Annotated in this window: 16 protein-coding genes and 1 pseudogene; 16 read left to right on the forward strand and 1 reads right to left on the reverse strand. The window is 34.8% G+C overall.

Going from position 1 to position 18272, the window contains the following annotated elements; translation table 11 throughout:
- Positions 1 to 218: 218 nt before the first annotated feature.
- The 8 genes from CEF18_RS06495 to CEF18_RS06540 all read left to right on the forward strand — a co-directional run bounded on the left by CEF18_RS06495 (position 219) and on the right by CEF18_RS06540 (position 9730).
- Complete coding sequence (locus CEF18_RS06495; RefSeq protein WP_110935715.1) at positions 219 to 995, forward strand: HpcH/HpaI aldolase family protein; 777 nt, start codon at positions 219 to 221, stop codon at positions 993 to 995.
- Positions 996 to 1022: 27 nt separating this feature from the next.
- A complete protein-coding gene (locus CEF18_RS06500) occupies positions 1023 to 1943 on the forward strand; it encodes a dihydrodipicolinate synthase family protein (protein ID WP_110935716.1) in 921 nt (306 codons plus the stop codon).
- Between the two features lie 132 nt (positions 1944 to 2075).
- Positions 2076 to 3533 (forward strand): alpha-ketoglutaric semialdehyde dehydrogenase GucD, encoded by a 1458-nt coding sequence (gucD, locus tag CEF18_RS06505; protein ID WP_110935717.1) that lies wholly within the window; start codon positions 2076 to 2078, stop codon positions 3531 to 3533.
- A 21-nt stretch (positions 3534 to 3554) separates the two neighbouring features.
- The gene (locus CEF18_RS06510) at positions 3555 to 4547 is read left to right on the forward strand and encodes a 2-hydroxyacid dehydrogenase (protein ID WP_110935718.1); all 993 of its coding nucleotides are present in this window, start codon (positions 3555 to 3557) and stop codon (positions 4545 to 4547) included.
- A gap of 272 nt (positions 4548 to 4819) precedes the next feature.
- Positions 4820 to 6115: an Nramp family divalent metal transporter gene (locus CEF18_RS06515; RefSeq protein ID WP_110935719.1), complete on the forward strand. Its 1296-nt coding sequence runs from the start codon at positions 4820 to 4822 to the stop codon at positions 6113 to 6115.
- A 121-nt stretch (positions 6116 to 6236) separates the two neighbouring features.
- Positions 6237 to 6914 carry a GntR family transcriptional regulator gene (locus CEF18_RS06520; protein WP_110935720.1) on the forward strand — a complete coding sequence of 226 codons (678 nt, stop codon included), beginning with the start codon at positions 6237 to 6239 and terminating at the stop codon, positions 6912 to 6914.
- 93 nt (positions 6915 to 7007) lie between these two features.
- Positions 7008 to 7931 carry a 5-dehydro-4-deoxyglucarate dehydratase gene (gene kdgD, locus CEF18_RS06525; protein ID WP_110935721.1) on the forward strand — a complete coding sequence of 308 codons (924 nt, stop codon included), beginning with the start codon at positions 7008 to 7010 and terminating at the stop codon, positions 7929 to 7931.
- A gap of 1406 nt (positions 7932 to 9337) precedes the next feature.
- Complete coding sequence (locus CEF18_RS06540; RefSeq protein WP_183041231.1) at positions 9338 to 9730, forward strand: DNA/RNA nuclease SfsA; 393 nt, start codon at positions 9338 to 9340, stop codon at positions 9728 to 9730.
- Positions 9731 to 10011: 281 nt separating this feature from the next.
- Here CEF18_RS06540 and CEF18_RS06545 read toward each other — a convergent pair whose 3' ends face one another.
- On the reverse strand, positions 10012 to 10296 hold the full coding sequence (locus CEF18_RS06545) for a type II toxin-antitoxin system RelE/ParE family toxin (protein ID WP_110935725.1): 285 nt from the start codon (positions 10294 to 10296) through the stop codon (positions 10012 to 10014).
- A gap of 477 nt (positions 10297 to 10773) precedes the next feature.
- On the opposite strand from CEF18_RS06545, the gene CEF18_RS06550 reads away from it, so the two are divergent.
- From CEF18_RS06550 to rhmD, 8 genes and pseudogenes are all read left to right on the forward strand, one after another.
- On the forward strand, positions 10774 to 10992 hold the full coding sequence (locus CEF18_RS06550) for a hypothetical protein (protein WP_110935726.1): 219 nt from the start codon (positions 10774 to 10776) through the stop codon (positions 10990 to 10992).
- An 80-nt stretch (positions 10993 to 11072) separates the two neighbouring features.
- On the forward strand, positions 11073 to 11390 hold the full coding sequence (locus CEF18_RS06555) for a hypothetical protein (protein WP_110935727.1): 318 nt from the start codon (positions 11073 to 11075) through the stop codon (positions 11388 to 11390).
- 953 nt (positions 11391 to 12343) lie between these two features.
- A pseudogene (locus tag CEF18_RS26960) lies at positions 12344 to 12959 on the forward strand (transposase); the annotation flags it as partial.
- Between the two features lie 291 nt (positions 12960 to 13250).
- Positions 13251 to 14009 (forward strand): IclR family transcriptional regulator, encoded by a 759-nt coding sequence (locus CEF18_RS06565; protein ID WP_110935728.1) that lies wholly within the window; start codon positions 13251 to 13253, stop codon positions 14007 to 14009.
- 311 nt (positions 14010 to 14320) lie between these two features.
- Positions 14321 to 15079, forward strand: a complete 759-nt coding sequence (locus tag CEF18_RS06570; RefSeq protein ID WP_223292255.1) for an IclR family transcriptional regulator — start codon at positions 14321 to 14323, stop codon at positions 15077 to 15079.
- A 23-nt stretch (positions 15080 to 15102) separates the two neighbouring features.
- Entirely contained in the window at positions 15103 to 15996 is an 894-nt protein-coding gene (locus CEF18_RS06575) for a fumarylacetoacetate hydrolase family protein (RefSeq protein WP_110935730.1), read from the forward strand.
- Between the two features lie 14 nt (positions 15997 to 16010).
- Complete coding sequence (locus CEF18_RS06580; protein ID WP_110935731.1) at positions 16011 to 17027, forward strand: galactitol-1-phosphate 5-dehydrogenase; 1017 nt, start codon at positions 16011 to 16013, stop codon at positions 17025 to 17027.
- 33 nt (positions 17028 to 17060) lie between these two features.
- Complete coding sequence (rhmD, locus tag CEF18_RS06585; protein WP_110935732.1) at positions 17061 to 18245, forward strand: L-rhamnonate dehydratase; 1185 nt, start codon at positions 17061 to 17063, stop codon at positions 18243 to 18245.
- Positions 18246 to 18272 lie beyond the last annotated feature (27 nt).

The raw sequence follows: 18272 nt of genomic DNA on the forward strand, positions 1-18272 counted from the left end.
GGTATTGCTCAATTTGAGAGAGATTTAACTTCTGAAAGCATATTTATTCGGATACTTTTGACTTTTACAATAAATTGAAAAATCTGAATTTTCTATTGACGTGTACAACAACCTGATATATCATATATCATATATCATAAAAAAGTGTCGCTTTCGAAAATCCATTTGATCTATTCTATTTGTACAGAAATTGACCAAATATAGGAAGGGTGAAACATATGTTTCAAAACCAACTGAAACAAAAATTAAATGGACCGACTAATGAACCCTCATTGGGAGTTTTCATTGGCTTTCCATCGACCCAGCTAGTTGAAATGGCGGCACTAAATAACTTTGATGTGGTAGTAATAGACAATGAGCACGGCATGCTTTCACCTGAAAATGTCGAACATATGGTAATTGCTGCTGAGAATCGGGGGATTACACCTTTAGTTAGAGTAGTTTCAAGTAATCCCCATGAGATTTTAAAAGTAATGGATAGAGGGGCCCACGGTGTTCATGTGCCTCAAGTGGATTCTAAAGAAGAAGCGGAAAGGGTCGTCGAAGCTGTAAAGTACCCTCCTTTAGGTAAGAGGGGAGCGGCGTTTTCCATGAGGGCTGCTGATTACGGAAATATTCCAATCTATCAGTATTTAGAACAGGCGAATCAAGAATCACTTATCTGTCTCCATATTGAGAGTGAAAAAGCAATGAAAAATCTAGATGAAATCCTAAGTGTAAAAGGAATTGATATGGTTTATATTGGTCCGACGGATCTGTCTGTATCGCTTGGGTATGGCGGACGAATGGATTCCCCCCAAGTATTAAAATCAATTGATAGAATTTACCAAACTGCTCAAGAGGCGCGAGTAAAAGTGGGAATCCATACAAAAGATAGCAATGGAGCACAAATGAGAAAGGAATGGGGAGCCGATTATATTGGTGTTACTGTAACCTCACTGATCAACCAGTCCTTTTCTCACTATGTAAATGGTGTGAACTTAATGAAACTATAATTTATAAAAGTTGGGAGTGTTATTTTTATGGGATACGCACATCTTATCCAAAGGTTGAATACGATTTCGGCGATTAACTTGACCCCTTTTTATGAGGATACGAAAGAAATAGATTGGGATAGTCTCGAAAAAAATACTAATTTTCTTATTGATCACGGAGTAAAAGTAATTGTTCCTGGTGGAAATACCGGAGAATTTTACGCATTAAGCCTTGATGAAATGAAAAAAGTGACAAAAAAGGTTATTGAAATTGTTAATGGAAGAGCATTAGTGATGGTGGGTATAGGATACGCTGTACCGACAGCCATTGAATTAGGTAGGTACGCCCAAGCAGCAGGTGCCGATTGCGTAATGATACACCAGCCAATTCACCCTTATTCAAATAATGAAGGAGCAGTTACTTACTTCAGTGAAATTATTAATGCTCTTGAAATTCCATCTGTTATATATTTCAAAAATCCAAATCTTAGTGATGACGTTTTATATAAATTAGCTCCTTTAGAAAAATTTATTGGTGTAAAATATGCGATTAATGATCTACCTCGTTTCACAAAAATCATCCGTTCAATTTCAAAAGAACACCAAATTGCTTGGATCTGTGGCACTGCCGAAACATGGGCACCATATTTCTTTCAAGCTGGCGCAACAGGCTTTACGTCTGGTTTGGTTAACATCCATCCAACGAAATCTTTTGAATTATTACAGGCACTTGAAAAGAAAGAAATGAACAAAGTATGGGAACTATGGGAGGAATTGCTTCCGTTTGAGGAACTAAGAGCAAAAAATAATGATGGAAACAATGTTGTAGTAATTAAAGAGGCACTAAGACAAATTGGTTTTACCGCAGGAGTTACGAGACCTCCAGTGGCTGAGTTGGATCAAACGGACAAAGTAGCAGTAGCAAAGATTCTTCAAGGCTGGGGATTAATAAACAATACCATTGTATAGGAGAAAAAAAGCTATTTTGGAACATATGGCGAATTCTTTAAAGCTATCCTTTGATTAATTAAACAATCTTTTATTGAAATGAGTTAAAGCATAAAAAAAATTTATTTATTTTTATAAAAGGAATGGTGCAAAATGTGCAAAGTCTATTTAAATTATATAAATGGCGATTGGTCTTCTGGTAGTAATGGTGAAACAATACCAAGTGTTAATCCTGCTAACACGGATGAAATCGTCGGTTACGTGCAGAGTTCAACCGTTGTTGATGTAAATATTGCAGTAAAATCCGCCAAAAGTGCCCAAAAAAAATGGGAGAATATTTCATCGGTTCAAAGAGGGAATATTCTTCATAAAGTAGCAAATGTGCTAGAAGCAAGAACAGAAGATATTGCTGTGACAGCTACAAAAGAAATGGGAAAAACATTGGCCGAAACTACGGGTGAGCTAGCACGTGCGGTCTCCATTTTACGATTTTACGCACAAGAAGGTTTAAGAAAAACTGGAGATGTTATCCCATCTCAAGACAACAACAATTTACTTTATACAACAAGAGTCTCACTTGGTGTAGTTGGAGTTATTAGTCCATGGAACTTTCCTATTGCAATTCCTGTATGGAAAATTGCACCTGCTCTCGTTTTTGGGAATACCGTTGTTTTTAAACCAGCAACAGAAACTGCCATAACAGCAGTTAAAATCGCCGAGGCATTTCATGAGGGAGGTATTCCGAAAGGTGTTTTTAATTTAGTTACAGGCAAAGGATCAGTCATCGGGGATGCTCTTATTGAAAATGAAAGTATTGATGGAATTTCCTTTACAGGCTCGAATGTTGTTGGAAAGAAAGTCGCCTTGGGGGCAATCGAAAGAGGAGCTAAATATCAGTTGGAAATGGGCGGGAAGAATCCAGCCATAGTCATGGACGATGCAGATTTAGATGTTGCAGAAGAATTGACAGTGAATGCAGCAATGAAACATACAGGTCAAAAATGTACGGCAACAAGTATAGTATATGTGCATTGTGACATATATGATGAATTTAAAGAAAGAATACTAAAACGAGTTCATGATATAAAAGTCGGATCCGGCATAGATCCATCTGTATATATGGGTCCACTTTCCTCAAGAAATCAGTTAGAAGGAGTTATGAAGTATATTGAGAAGGGAATAGAAGAAGGGGGAAAGTTGATTTATGGAGGTAAGAGAATGGAAGGTCTAAAATATGATAAAGGTTACTTCATCGAACCAACAGTATTTGAGAATGTCTCCAAAAATATGACCATTGCCCGTGAAGAAATATTTGGACCTGTACTTGCCTTAATCAAGATAGAATCTTTAGAGGATGCATTGACCCAGGCGAATGAATCAATATTCGGCTTAAGCTCTTCTATCTTTACACGTGACCTAGCTAAATCTTTACAATTTGTGAAGGAAATACAAGCAGGAATGGTAAAGGTAAATGGAGAAAGTGCTGGTGTTGAACCTCAAGCTCCATTTGGTGGTATGAAACAATCTAGTTCAGGTTCAAGGGAGCAAGGTACAGCAGCTATTGAGTTTTTCACCTCTATAAAAACAATAACAATTACACCATTACTTTAAATCCGAATAGGAGAGATTGACATGAAACCAAAGGTTATTTTATATAACCGGTTACCAGAAGACTTACTGGAGAAGTTAGAGAAAAATTGCGATGTACGTCAGTATAATCTGGAATCTAGTTCAAATCCTGATTTTTTACAGGATCTACAGGAAGCTGAAGGGATTATTGGGTCCGGTTTAAAGGTAAACGGAGAACTATTGGACCAAACACCTAAGTTGAAAATCGTTACGAACATTTCGGTAGGTTATAACAATTTAGATATTGAGGAACTAACCAAACGTAACATTATGGCGACAAATACACCAGATGTACTTACAGACACGACTGCTGACACAGTTTTTGGCTTGTTGTTGTCAACAGCTAGAAGAATACCAGAACTTGATCATTATGTTAAATCCGGTCAATGGCAGCAAAATATCACACAAGATTTATTTGGTGTTGACGTTCATCATAAAAAGCTGGGTATAATTGGCATGGGAAGAATAGGATATGCCATTGCTGAAAGAGCACATTTTGGTTTCAAAATGAACATTTTATATAACAACCGTTCACGAAACATCTCTTCTGAAAATGAATTGAACGCAGAGTTTACTAGTCTTGATGAATTGTTGGTTAATTCGGATTTCGTATGCCTGATGGCCCCTCTTGTTCCTGAAACAGTAAATTTAATTGGAAAAAGAGAATTTCGTCTGATGAAAAAAAGCGCAATTTTTATTAATGGGTCTCGTGGAGCACTTGTAAATGAAGATGAGTTAATTTACGCCCTGACGAATCGGGAAATTTTAGCAGCAGGATTAGATGTTTACAAGGAAGAACCATTAAACTTAGAAAGTCCACTTCGTAATTTAAAAAATGTTGTTACGTTGCCTCACATTGGTTCGGCAACAGAGGAAACAAGGTACAAAATGGCACATCTCGCAGTAGAGAATCTTATTAAAGGCTTACAAAAAGAAACACCTCCTAGTTTACTAAATACTGAAGTTTTAAAACTGTGGGAAACAAACGGACTATAATTTACACAGAACCAGGGAGGGGAGAGATTTTTAATTTGTTCTGCCCTCAGATAACAGAATATTAGTAATTTTTGAAATAATTAATTTTTTCTCCATCCTAACAAATTTAAAGGAGATGAAACATTTTACCTACAAAAGGTGAAGTATTGATAAAAAAGTAAGCGCTTTCATATTTTCGTAATTAAACTTAGTCTTTTTTATTAGAAATTGAAGTGTTTGGCCGGTAAAAAATCTTACAATTACTTATTATTGAAATGGAGGTTGAATGAAAAATGGAATTACAAAAAGAAATTAATGCCCAACCTGATAAGACTCTTCTTCAAAAGATGAAGGATACGCTAAGATTATATGGACCGGGAATTGTTATGATACTCACAATGATGGGTGCTGGTGACCTCGTGAGTTCATCAGTATCTGGTTCAAACTATGGCTATGCCCTAATGTGGCTTCTTGTTGGATCATTATTAATTCGCTATGTCATCTGTAATATTATGGGGCGATTCCAGATGTTCAATAATCAAGAAATGACTATTTTAGAAGGCTATTCACGGATCCACAAATTTTTTCCATACTTTTTTGGGATTGCTTCCTTAATTATAGGACATTTAATTATTGCACAAATGATAAAAGGATCAGGAATAGCACTTGCATGGATGTTTGGTGTTGGGGATGAGTTCCTTTGGTCAATTGGAGTCGTGTTAACTAGTTTGTTTATTATGGGAAGAAATGCTTACCGAAATGTAGAACTAGTTATGAAGGTATTATTAGGTGTTTTAACTTTCTGTTTTGTAGGATTGGCAGTATATAGCGGACCGAGTGTGGGAGGCATTATTAAGGGGACAATTGGATTTGGATTACCAGAAGAAACAGGTACTTACAGTGTTATTCTAGTGGGACTTGCACTAGTGGGCGCAGTAGCTGGTTCGCTTACAAATTTAATTTATCCATATTTTTTACAAGATAAAGGCTGGACGAAGCCAATTCATAAAAAAATTCAGCGTAATGATTTATTGTTTGGATTTATTTGTGCAATCATACTTAATTTAGCTATTTGGATTGTTGGTGCGGAAATACTTCGTCCGAATGGAATTCAAGTGGAGAGCGTAGAGGATATTTCTCGTGCTTTATCCATGCACATGGGCCAACTTGGATCTTGGATTTTCTACTTGGGTGTTTTTGGAATTCTATACAGCAGTGTAATTGGAACTGCAAACGGTTATGGGAAAGTAATTACGGATTGTTATTATAAGATTACGAATAAAATTTTGAAGAAAGATCAGAAAATAGAGGGTGATCCGACATTTAAATGGATCAGTTTATTCCTGCTTATTTCCCCAATCATCTGGTCAATACCAGGGGTTACTGGATTTATAGCGCTTGTACTCTTTACGAATGCACTAAATGTAGTAGGTTTACCAGCAATTGCCGTTGGTCTTCTCATCATTTCTAATCAAAAAAAATATTTAGGTAAAGCTACAAATAACTGGTTTGAAAATACCGTGCTAGTAGTGACAACAGTGTTAGCTATTTGGGGATCTTATAAAATACTAATGAGTTTCTTTGCTTAATTTGAAAGTTAATTAAATTCATTTCAGAAATAGACTTGTTGTAACTTAAGAGTTAAATGTTAATATAGTATAGTTCAAATGCTATACTATATTAACACTGTTCCCGAAGGAGAATTTTAAAATGGAAGAAATAAAAAAAAAGATAAAAATGCAATCACGGCCTGTTCGAGAGATGATTTATGAAGAGCTTAAAGAAGGAATATTAAATGGAAATTACGAACCGGGATTTCATTTGAGAGAAAGAGAGTTAGCTAAAGAGTTTGATGTAAGTACAACACCCATCAAAGAAGCATTAAGACTTCTTGAAAATGACGGGTTAATAGTTACACAAGCAAGAAAAGGTTCATTTGTTTCCACCAGTGTCATGAGTTCAGTGGAAGAAATTAGATGGGCAAGAGCTGCACTGGAGGGTGTTTCCGCACGTTTAGCTGCTATTAAAAGGACTGAAGAAGAATTAGAAAAACTTGAATCTATCATTAAAAGTATGAAAATCTATACGCAGGAAAGAAATAGCGAAATGTTGGAAAAATATAATAGTACATTCCATGACTTCATTCAACAAATTGCAAAGAATAATTATATCTCCAACCAAATAAATGCTGTTTGCTCCTTCGACAAGTTTTTCCGTAAAAGGAATATGTCTGATAAGGAGGAACACGATCGAGCTTTTCAAGACCACTTTTTCATTTTCGAGAAAATAAAAGAGCAAGATGCGGTAGGAGCAGAGGATGCCATGCGAAACCATATTAATCGTTCGACAACATTTGCATTAAACAAGAATAAAGTCAACGATGAATAATACCAAAGATAGTGCTCACTTAAGATTTTAACTGCAAAGGTAATTTTGTTGATATATCAAATATCAAATGATAAATTGAAAGGATGATATTTCATGAATAGTCAAAGAAAATCACCTACAGGGATCCTAGGTTTCCCTATCACACCATTTGATGAGCACGGAAGAATTGATGAACAGGCGTTATCACGAAATGTGGAATTTTTAATAAATAACGGGTTAGAAGCTATCTTTATTTGTGCAGGATCAGGAGAGTTTCAGTCACTTAATAGAAATGAATATGAATTGATGGTCGATATAGCCGTATCAACAACGAAAAATAAAGTGCCTGTCTATACTAGTATAGGAGGAAATATTTCTACTTCGATAGAATTAGCTGAAATTTCAAAGGATAAAGGGGCTGATGGTTACCTTATTTTTCCTCCTTACTTAATTGATCCGGAACAAGAAGGTTTATATAACTATTATAAAACATTAATAAGAAGTACAGATCTAAATGCCATTATTTATCAACGTGGAAAGGCCGTTTTTACAGTTGACACAATTGAACGATTGGCGGAATTTCCTCAGTTCGTCGGATTAAAAGATGGAATTGGAAATATGGAATTGAACATTGAATTAACTCAAAGCCTCGGCGGTCGTCTCGAGTGGATTAACGGCATGCCATTTGGAGAAATTACAATGCCTGGTTATTTTGGTACAGGTTTTCATTCCTATTCATCAGCTATAGCTAACTATATCCCACATATTGCAAGGACATTTTTTGAGGCCTTGAAGCGGAATGATAAGGAATTAGTAGATGAACTTTATAAAAATGTACTGTTTCCTATTAATAATTTGAGGAAACAACGAAAAGGATATAATGTTTCCCTTATTAAAGCAGGGATGGAAATCATAGGTCTGCCAATTGGTTCAACGGTGAGACCACCATTAATTCCTGTTGAGAAGGAACACTTTCTTCAATTAGAAACCATATTGAAGGAAGCACTAGAAAAATATCCTGTACACATTTGTAAATGAATAGAATATAACAGAAAGTCTGCCTCTGTAGGTATGAAGAGGTACCGTCAGGAAAATACGGTTTTACAACGCTAAGCCATTGTTCTGTTAAGTAACTCCTAAAATAAAGTCCACTTATTCCACAAACTGGCCTTTAACTTAATAATAGTTATTTCAATTTTCCTATATTTTAACAAGGAGTTACTTAACAATCTGTCCCGATTGTTTCAACCACCTTTGAACCAAACTAACGATAACTCTCGAAGTGACCTAATAAGTCCTAAAAACCCCTTTTATCTCAGTTTCAATGATAAAGGGGGGCGGAGATGATGTTCTCTCTTTATTTAGTCCTCATTAAGTGTAATATATAATCTTATAAAACTTGCTCTTATTCAAGCATGGGGACGAAAGTTTCCATCTTGGTTGTTGCTCGCTTCAGCATGGGTAGCGTTCTAGTATTGGGCTTGCGCGGTGGTATGGGCAAAATTCAAACCATGTTGGAATTAGAAGCAGTCCCTTTACTATTAGAACCGTTTTTCTTGTTAGGAGATATCTTGTATGGTCTTGTTGCTTTTCTTAACATTTATGCCTCCAGTAATGGAGGCATAATAAAACGGAACGGGATAAATATGAGGTGACCTATCGTTATTCTAGAAACAGGCGCTTTTCCGGAATAACGATAAAAGTCCAATTTCTCAATTTTAATGCTGAGAAATTGGGCTTTTTTATATTATAACGATTTAATCTGTAAAAATGGTGTCGACAATATTTACATGAATTTCAGTTGTATTTAATTGATGGATATTTAAATCCTCATCTTTAATTAAAAGTGGGAGTTCTGTACACCCAATATGACACCTTGTTATATCACCTCTAAGCACCATTTCATTGATGATATTTAAGAATACTTTTTTAGTTTCAGTATTCACAACGTTTGGTCATGTTTGATTCTCCTAGGTTTTTATTTGATCCAAGTCTAATTGACCTTAACCAAATTGTCCAATCAAGTGTAACCTATTCAGAATAACGGCTATCGCTTATTGTGCATCCCTACTCGATTTGAAACTTTCTTAAGAGGATGTGGACAACTCGGGATATTTTCCTTTTAAATGGAGTGCCGACAAGTTGTGTAGATACTAATAAATGCCTGAATCTCAGTAAAAAAAAGAATGGATAACTTAATGAGTAAATAACAGTTCTGGTGTGATTTGTTATAATTTTTACTAATAAAGTCCTTGCTTACCCTTTAGAACTCTCATTTCATCATGTGCGGCCTATCAACCTTTAATTTCATTTTTAGCTGAAAACTAATTTTTTACACGAACACCTATGAAATGACAACACTTTTTAAATCTCCTCCTCCTTTTATGTCATTCGAGTGTACTTAATATATGAAAGGGCTTTTAATTTGAGAGGAGATGATTAGGATGAATGAAGCAGAATTAAAGTATGGACTTATCAATTATTCAGATTTAATTGAACCAGGATTGACGTTTAAAGGGAGGGAAGTCAATCTAGATGGGAAAAGATGTGATTTACTTTTTGTTGATAAAGATGGAAGGGACCTGTATGTGGAAGTGAAGAAGCATGTAGACGTAAACGGAGGGATTCAGTTGATGTTGTATAGTGGATTAGTCACTAAAAGATCCGCACGGTTCATGCTGGTAGGCTTTTCTATCATGGACAAGTTAATTCATGGGGTGCATAGAGCCGGTTATGAATATGTTGAAATTAAGGAAGAGGATATCTATTATCGATTCTTCACCAGTAAAATAAAAGAAGGTGCGGAAAGAATTATTAGTGAGACTTCAAGAAGTTGAAAACAATCAAGCTTATCCTTTAGGGAATTGATTGGAAGAAACATAGTCAATGATATTTTATTTAATAATGACATATTATAAGGAAAAAGGGGTTCCTTGGCTGGAACCCCTCTTCATATTTGCCTGAACTCTGGATCCTGGCCCCCAGTGCGTTAATGTTTTAACGTACTAGGGGCCAGGCGCTTTTACCAAGAGGAAGAGCCAAATTTTTATGTAGCACTAATCGCATTTTCACAATTACGACAAAAAAATAATAATAGCATAAAAAGCCATGATGAATATTATTCTAACTCATTAAAAAGCCTCGCGTTGTGAATATTACGAACGATCTCCATTGTTTCATTATTAATTTTATGTATCATTCGATAATTTGTTAAAACTAGTTCTCTTATCATTTCATTTATCAATTCAGGAACTACCCTACCAGGGAAAACAGCGAGTGTCTCAATCGTATCAATGATTTTACTGGCAAAAATACTAGCATATTCATCAGAACCTTGAGGGATATATGCACAGATTCCTTCTAAATCTTTAACAGCAGATTCTGCCCATATTAATTCAGGCATTTCCCTAATTTCTCCTTAACTTCATTATGAGAAACAACCTTGCCAGAATGGGGATCGTGTAGTCCTGTTTCAATTTTTTTAAACATAAAGCTCCTTAATTATATCCTCAATAGTAACATTTTCTGGTAAATCTTTTATAAGTTTTATTACTTCCTCTTTCGTGCTCACAGTTTATCTCTCCTTCCACTAATATCATTATAAACCATGTGTAAGCAAATATGATCATGTCATAAGCCAGGATTTGGGTTACCACAGTTCTAAGCAGATCCCTTCCTAAAAAAGATTATTAATTTTCTATTTAAATCTTGTTATAGAAGACCCCACCGGTGCCAATGAAGCACAGAACCGTCCCCTGTTTCCAATTCAAAACCCTCATCCAAAAAAACTTTCACATTTTTCAAAACACCTCCTCCTTTTTTATCTGTCGTCTGTACATATTCAGTGAAAGACGAAAATGGAAAACGAAAGGATGATTAAATGACGATCAAGGAATTGTATCAGGAGGCGGTGATCGAAGACTTTAAAAGTCTTATCTATTTAATAGAGTGGCTCGTTTACGAAAAGAAAGCCATTACAATGGATCGTGACGCCAGGAATATTGAATATTTCACAGAAAAATATCGTGGCAGGCTTAATCCAGAATTGGCAGCGTATAAAGCGAAGGTCGAAAGTGGGGGAGAGCAGAAGGTCATCTAGGTCCTTCCATTCTAGCAAACGATGAATAACAAGGTAAGTAACATACAGGCATTTAAATTAAAATTATAGGGGGAAGAAACATGAACAGATTAGAACTAGGATTAGAATTGCGAGGATTTTTTGTAACAGAAAAAGAGGAACTATCCGATTCAGCGACAAGAACCATCCTGATGAAGAGACAATTGAAAAAACTACGAATCGAACATGCATTCAAAGGAAATGACCTTTTTGTCGCACAAGATCAGTTGGACAATGAAGTCATAAAACAACTGATTTGGTCAAAAGCGAGAAATACAATGACACCAGCCTTTGGTTTTAGAAGATGGAGCTCTTTTGTAAAATCCAATGGAAGTTCTAGAATAAGCACGTTTCAGTTAGAAGCGAGAGTCTATGTTTGAATTGAAATTTTTTCTTTATAAAATAGGTTGTTAAAGGCAAATTTATAGGTTTTAGAAAACGCGTTCTAAAAACATACCTTTATAAACTTACCGTAACAAATTTTTGTAAAAGCAGGTAGTTTGACAAAAATTGTTGAATTAGTCAAAAGGGTAATGCAAATTGATAGGGGATAAACAGAGGAGTGTGAGTATTAATGAATAGAATTAATTACTTGAAACAGCAGTATATGAATCATGAGAATTGGATTAATCACTTATCTTACCATAATCATGACAGCCCATATATTTATAATTTACTATTTGAACAAAAACCTATTACCTATAATTATTATAGACATTTTTCATAATTGTATATAAAGAAATTAACAGGAGAATAAGGTTTCTGAGAATAAACATAACAAAATGAAGAAAATCGTAAATTGAACTAGGGTAAGTCCCAATGGAGTACATTCTATTGGGGTATTTTGCATTTATTAATTTTCAAGGGTTTCGAGTATCCTATTTACTTATTCCAAAAGTAGTTGTTGACATGTTTGTTCAAGGTGTACTTTAATTGAATATCCAAAATCAAAGATAAATTAATTAAAATAAATCTTTTGAATTTCATTTATGAAAACTGGAGATAAATATAGCTAAGAGGAGTTGAGTAAATTGATAAAAACTATGAAATATAATTTTAAGTTTGATAAGCAACTTTACAACCTGTTGAATGGAATACAGAATTTTGTTTTAAACAGTAACCATAGCCTGAGATTGGCAGCAATTCAGTTTCAGCTATAATAAGCGTTTTGGCAAATGACCAAAGGAAAAAGAGTTCAACCAGTAATAAACTGAAGTTGTTATATAGTCGAATGAATTTCGTAATTATTAGTCCATATACACTAAGGGTTTCAAGACACAAAGAAAAGGGAGTATCTCAAAACTTGCCATTACTATAAAAATCAATAGATTGAAGTACATTGCCACTTAATTTAACTAGCTATAAATGGACAAAATGCCGCAAGACAAAGGCTGGTGTGAAATTACATCTACTCCTTGTGTTTATGGAAAAGGGAACTTCCTAACCAGAAAAGGCCGTTATAACATCGGAAAAAGAACATGATCGTGGTCAGTTTGAAGCATGGTGGGTACTTTTTTCTTTCAATGCTACGAAAAAATGATGTCACACGTGTTGTCTACGACTTTACGATGATACCGCAGTTTTATCCGGAGCAAATGTTTTAAATGTATGACACAAACCGAAAATAATTTTCGGTTTGTGTCATACATTTAAAAGGAAATGAACTCCATTTAATTACAAATCGTTTTGATTTGAGTGCCGAAGAAATTTCAGAGATGTATAAGTCTAGATGGGCCATTGAATTGTTTTTTAAATGGATAAAACAGCATCTCCGTATCAAAAAGTTCTACTGTCAAAGTGAATAGCAATCCCAAATCAAGTATTCATTGCGTTAATTGTTTTTTGCCTGCGCATTCTCGCTCAAATAGCGACGAAAGCGAAAAACCTAACCGATTAGGAAGCCAGAGAATATTTGGCTGCGTAAAATTCAAGGAAAAACGATTCCTTAATAAGCTAATAAATCTACCAAATGGATAAAGCCACCTTTAATAGGGTATTTACTTTTTAGGCTCTAAACAGAATAGGAGATTAAACTGAAAATTAAGACAATACAAATGCAACACTAGTGGTATAATATAGTTAAATTATCTTGTTTTTGTTTTAGATTTAGGTTAACAGTTTTAATACTAGATCCTGTTGGGGATTTTCAAGATATTACAATTCAAGGTATTATAATAATATAGGACATCATTATAAATGATGATGTAAGCAAGTATTAACAATAAAAAGGTGTGAAAATATTGGTTTATAAATATTGGGTTCCTGGAATAGAACGAGCAAATTTAGTACTTAATTTAATTGCAAGAGAACCAAATCAATACCGGTTAATCGATATAACAAAAACTATAGAGATAAATAAAAGTACATTATTTTCCCTATTAAATACACTTGAGACCCTTGGTTGGATTGTTAAGGGAAAAGGTGATACTTATTCTCTTGGTCCAACATTAGGATCACTAGGTGCTGCATATTTTAAGCAGTTTAATATTTTGCAAGCGTTTTACTTAGAGGCTGCTAAATCAGTCAATGTTGTTAATGAAAATATTCAGTTGGGTATTTTAGATGGTACGGATGTTGTGTACTTGGCAAAAGAAGAAGGAAAATCACAGGTTAGATTATTAACAGACCCTGGAATGCGTTTTCCTGCCCATGCTTCAGCAATTGGTAAAATTCAATTATCAAAATACAGTTTAGAAGAATTAAACAGGCTATATCCGGAAAAAAAATTAGAGCAAAAAACACATAAAACTATTTGCTATCTAAATGAGCTTTGGGACCAATTAGTTAAGGCTAAAGAACAGGGTTATATTTGCGAGGAGCAAGAAGGTTCATTAGATTTTTTTTGTGTAGGTGCTCCGGTATATGACCATGAAGCTAAAATTATTGCAGGTGTTAGCTTTACAATGCTTGAGAATAGTTGGTTGAAAAAAAAGGAAGTAGCGATAGAAGAGATAAAAAATCTAGCGCAACGTTTATCAAATCAAGCAGGGGCATTATAGTTTTGGGTATGGGACAGTTTTAGCTAATTTATAGAATTTAGATAATTTTTAATTTAGCAAAAAAAAGTATTCCTTAACGTATTTGGCTTTTTTACACGGTGGTGCTTCATATTAATTCTTTTCACGTCGGTGCTAATAGCGTGGGTGATAGCACATATATTGGTAAAAACCTTAGTTCTATACGAGCTAGGGCTTTTTTTTGTTTAAATATTAAAAAAAGTTTGATTATTATGTATTTTATGATAATATGTATTTATGAGTTCACAATAAAAAACCTGGTTCTAAATAATAAACCATAAAGGGGGACAGTGGTGAAACAAAAATATTGGGTACCTGCAATAGAAAGAGCTAATTCAATAATTGAATTAATTGCTAATAACTCGTCCCAATTAAGGTTAATAGATCTTTCAAAGCAACTAGAGATTAACAAAAGTTCGATGTACTCATTGTTAAATACACTTGAGACGATTGGCTGGATTAAAAAAGATAAGAATGAACTGTATAAATTAGGGGCAAAATTAGGCTCATATAGTTCTGCTTATTTTAGTCAATATAATATTTTGGAAGCGTTCTCTTTTGAAGCGAGGAAATCTATTGATGTTGTCGATGAGCATATTCAGTTAGGGAGATTAATAGGAGGAGAAGTATTTTACTTAGCTAGGGAGGAAGGGAATTCACCAGCAAGATTGGTAACTGATCCTGGTATGAGATATCCAGCCTATGCTTCTGCTATTGGAAAAATGGTGTTGACTCAATTTAATTACGAAGAGTTAATAGAAATATATCCAGAGCGAGAGTTTGAAAAAAAAACAGAGAACACAATTGAAAATGTAGATGAATTATGGGAGCAATTATTGCAAGCTAAAAAAAATGGTTTTATCACTGAAGAGCAAGAAGGAGCTATAGGTTTTTGTTGTGTTGCTGCACCTATATACAATAAAGAAAAGCAAATTACTGCTGGCATTAGTTTCACAATGTTAGAAAATGTGTGGATTAAAAAGCAAGATCTTGCTACAGAGGAAATTATAAAATTAGCAAAACAACTGTCTGCTAATGGTGGATATAAATAAATTAAAGAAAAGGAGTATTTTAAATGAAATTAGTAACATTTCAAGAGAACAATGAAGAAAAGGTTGGGGTTTTAAAAAATGATAGCGTGTATACTCTATCTAAGCTAGTAGAACTTTATAACGTATCAAATAATGAAAGCGTATTAATGGAAGATAACATGCTTTCAGTCATTAAAAATAATGATCGAGATATAGCAAAGGTGTGGGATTGGGCCCAATCTGATTTTGGTCAGGTATCAGCTGCTGAAAGTTCAAAGAATGAAGTGAAAATTTCTGCTCCGATTTCAAACCCAGGGAAAGTGGTTTGTGTAGGTAACAACTATATGGACCATTGCATTGAACAAAATGTTGAGCCACCTAAAAAGCCAATGATATTTTCAAAATGGCCGTCTTGCATTATTGCAAATGGGGAAGAAATTAAATTGCCAAAAGATTCTGAGCAGGTTGATTATGAAGCAGAGTTGGCAGTTATTATTGGTAAAGGAGGAAAGAATATTTCCGAAGAGGATGCACTGGATCATGTGTTTGGTTATACCATTATTAATGATGTAAGTGCACGTGATATTCAGTTTGAAGATGTACAGTGGGTTAGAGGTAAGTCGTATGATACATTTGCTCCGTTAGGGCCAGTTATTGTGACAAAGGATGAAATTGAAGATCCTCATAATTTAGATATCAAATTAGAAGTGAATGGTAAAGCGCTACAGGATTCTAATACTAAGAATTTAATCTTTAAAATTCCTAACATTATTTCTTACTTATCGAAAGGTTTTACGTTTGAGGCGGGCGATATAATTGCAACTGGAACTCCTCACGGTGTTGGTGTATTCCGTGATCCGCAGGTTTTCCTACAATCAGGAGATACATGCAAAATTGAAATTGAATCAATCGGTACATTAGAAAATAAAGTGAAATAGGAGGTATGAAAAATATGAAAGTTTTATCATGGAATGGGCCAAAACGAATAGATGTAGAAGATCGCCCAGTACCAGAAATCAAAAGAGATGAAGTGTTAGTTAAAGTAGATGTCGTTGGTATTTGTGGATCGGAAATTGAGGGTTTCCTAGGTCATAATAGTTTACGAATACCGCCATTAGTAATGGGGCATGAGTTTAGTGGGTATGTAGAGAAAATCGGGGAAGAAGTGACACATTTATCTGAAGGAACTAAGGTTGTTGTTAATCCTTTAATTAATTGTGGTCACTGTGCAAAGTGTCGGAAGGGTTTAGAAAACTTATGTGATGAGAGACAAATTATAGGAATTCATAGACCTGGAGCTTTCGCTGAATTTGTAGCAGTACCTGGAAGTGCTGTAATTGAAGTGCCTTCAACTTTAGATTCATATACGGCCTCTCTTGCAGAACCATTGGCCTGTTGTCTAAGAGCATCAAGAAGAGCTGTAGCTAATCATAGTTTTTCAAATGTTCTAATATATGGGGCGGGCGCAATTGGTGTTTTAAGTGCATTTGTAGCAAAAAATTTAGGCGCTAGCCGTGTTATAGTTGCAGACATCAATGATGATCGTTTAAAAACAGTTAGAGAAGTAGGTATAAAGGACACACTTAATCCAAATGATGAAAATTTTGAGCAGAACATTAAAGCTATTGCTGGAGATAAAGGTATAGATGTAATTATTGATGCTGTAGGTTTTTTACCAACTAGAAAACAAGCTGCCAACCTAATCAATACCGGTGGTGTGATAATGAATATTGGATTAGGGATTGACGAAACTCCTCTTCCAATTAATAACTTTATCAGAAGTGAGGTTACTGTTCTAGGGTCTTTTTGTTATACAAAACAAGATTTCTATGATGCAGTCCAACTTCTTGTAGATTCAAAGATTAATATTAAAGGATGGACAGAAGTTCGAAAACTTGATGAGGGCCATCAATCTTTTATGGATCTTATTGAGAATAAAGTTGAAAAAAGCAAAATTTTCTTAGATTAATCATGAAGCATTATTTTTAGGAGGTAAAAGTTTATGGGTTTAACAGGACGTAAGATTGTTAGTATTCGTGCCTATGTGGCAGGGGGTGGTGGTGGTGATTACCACGATCAAAAAGAGGATCATTGGATTGTAAATCAGATTTCTACTCCGATGAGTATATATCCGGAATATAAGAAAACAAGAACAAGTTTTGGTATTAATGCATTGAAAACGTTAGTTGTTGAAGTAGAGTCTGATAATGGAGAAATCGGTTTTGGAGTTTCAACTGGTGGATATCCTGCAGCATGGATCGTAATGAATCATTTAGACCGTTTTATCGAAGGTCAACCTGTTGAAAATATTGAAAAGATGTGGGATCAGATGTATCGTTCAACAATGTATTATGGGCGTAAGGGGGTGGTAATGAATGCAATCTCAGCTATCGACCTTGCTTTATGGGATTTGTTAGGGAAAATTAGACAAGAGCCTGTTTATGCCATGATTGGCGGGAAAGTTCGTGAAGAAATTCCGTGTTATGCGACTGGGCCACGACCGGATCTAGCAAAAGAAATGGGATTCATCGGGGGAAAACTTCCTTTAGTTTATGGTCCTGCAGATGGAGAGGAAGGTTTAAAAAAGAACTTAGAATTAGCTGAGTCGATGAGAAATAAAGTTGGGGATGAATTTTGGCTTATGTGGGATTGCTGGATGTCATTAGATCTCCAATATGCTCAAAAGCTTATGCAGAAATCAGATGAACTAGGTTTTAAGTGGATAGAAGAGTGCTTTAATCCAGATGATTACTGGGCTTACAGAGATTTAAAAAAGAGAGCATCTAATAACATATTAGTTACAGGGGGTGAGCACGAAGCTACTAGATATGGGTTTAGAATGCTATTAGAATTCTGTGATTTAGATATTATACAACCAGATGTCGGCTGGTGTGGTGGTTTAACTGAATTAATAAAGATTGGAAATATGGCTGAAACTTATGGTAAATATGTTATTCCACATGGCAGTGGAATATATAGCTATCATTATGTTATTACAAAAACGAACAGTCCATTTGCAGAATATTTAGTTATGAGCCCTAAAGCAGATAAGGTTGTACCACAATATTATCCATTATTAGAGGGTGAAGTCGTACCTGAGAATGGCAAGGTTAAACTAACTGAAAAACCTGGATTTGGAGTAACGTTAAACAAAACTAGAAATTTAGAATTAATATACAAAGATTAAAGCTAACATGTAAGCGCTCAATAAAAG

Origin of the sequence: Salipaludibacillus neizhouensis (assembly GCF_002886185.1) — a bacterium.
Taxonomy (GTDB): domain Bacteria; phylum Bacillota; class Bacilli; order Bacillales; family Salisediminibacteriaceae; genus Salipaludibacillus; species Salipaludibacillus neizhouensis.

Bases quoted from the DNA above. Each gene is read 5' to 3' on its own strand.
- CEF18_RS06520 (WP_110935720.1), top strand. From the start codon at position 6,237: ATGGAAGAAATAAAAAAAAAGATAAAAATGCAATCACGGCCTGTTCGA.
- gucD (WP_110935717.1), top strand. From the start codon at position 2,076: ATGTGCAAAGTCTATTTAAATTATATAAATGGCGATTGGTCTTCTGGT.
- CEF18_RS06555 (WP_110935727.1), top strand. From the start codon at position 11,073: ATGAACAGATTAGAACTAGGATTAGAATTGCGAGGATTTTTTGTAACA.
- CEF18_RS06550 (WP_110935726.1), top strand. From the start codon at position 10,774: ATGACGATCAAGGAATTGTATCAGGAGGCGGTGATCGAAGACTTTAAA.
- CEF18_RS06580 (WP_110935731.1), top strand. From the start codon at position 16,011: ATGAAAGTTTTATCATGGAATGGGCCAAAACGAATAGATGTAGAAGAT.
- kdgD (WP_110935721.1), top strand. From the start codon at position 7,008: ATGAATAGTCAAAGAAAATCACCTACAGGGATCCTAGGTTTCCCTATC.
- CEF18_RS06500 (WP_110935716.1), top strand. From the start codon at position 1,023: ATGGGATACGCACATCTTATCCAAAGGTTGAATACGATTTCGGCGATT.
- CEF18_RS06510 (WP_110935718.1), top strand. From the start codon at position 3,555: ATGAAACCAAAGGTTATTTTATATAACCGGTTACCAGAAGACTTACTG.
- CEF18_RS06545 (WP_110935725.1), bottom strand. From the start codon at position 10,296: ATGCCTGAATTAATATGGGCAGAATCTGCTGTTAAAGATTTAGAAGGA.
- CEF18_RS06540 (WP_183041231.1), top strand. From the start codon at position 9,338: ATGAATGAAGCAGAATTAAAGTATGGACTTATCAATTATTCAGATTTA.
- rhmD (WP_110935732.1), top strand. From the start codon at position 17,061: ATGGGTTTAACAGGACGTAAGATTGTTAGTATTCGTGCCTATGTGGCA.
- CEF18_RS06495 (WP_110935715.1), top strand. From the start codon at position 219: ATGTTTCAAAACCAACTGAAACAAAAATTAAATGGACCGACTAATGAA.
- CEF18_RS06575 (WP_110935730.1), top strand. From the start codon at position 15,103: ATGAAATTAGTAACATTTCAAGAGAACAATGAAGAAAAGGTTGGGGTT.
- CEF18_RS06515 (WP_110935719.1), top strand. From the start codon at position 4,820: ATGGAATTACAAAAAGAAATTAATGCCCAACCTGATAAGACTCTTCTT.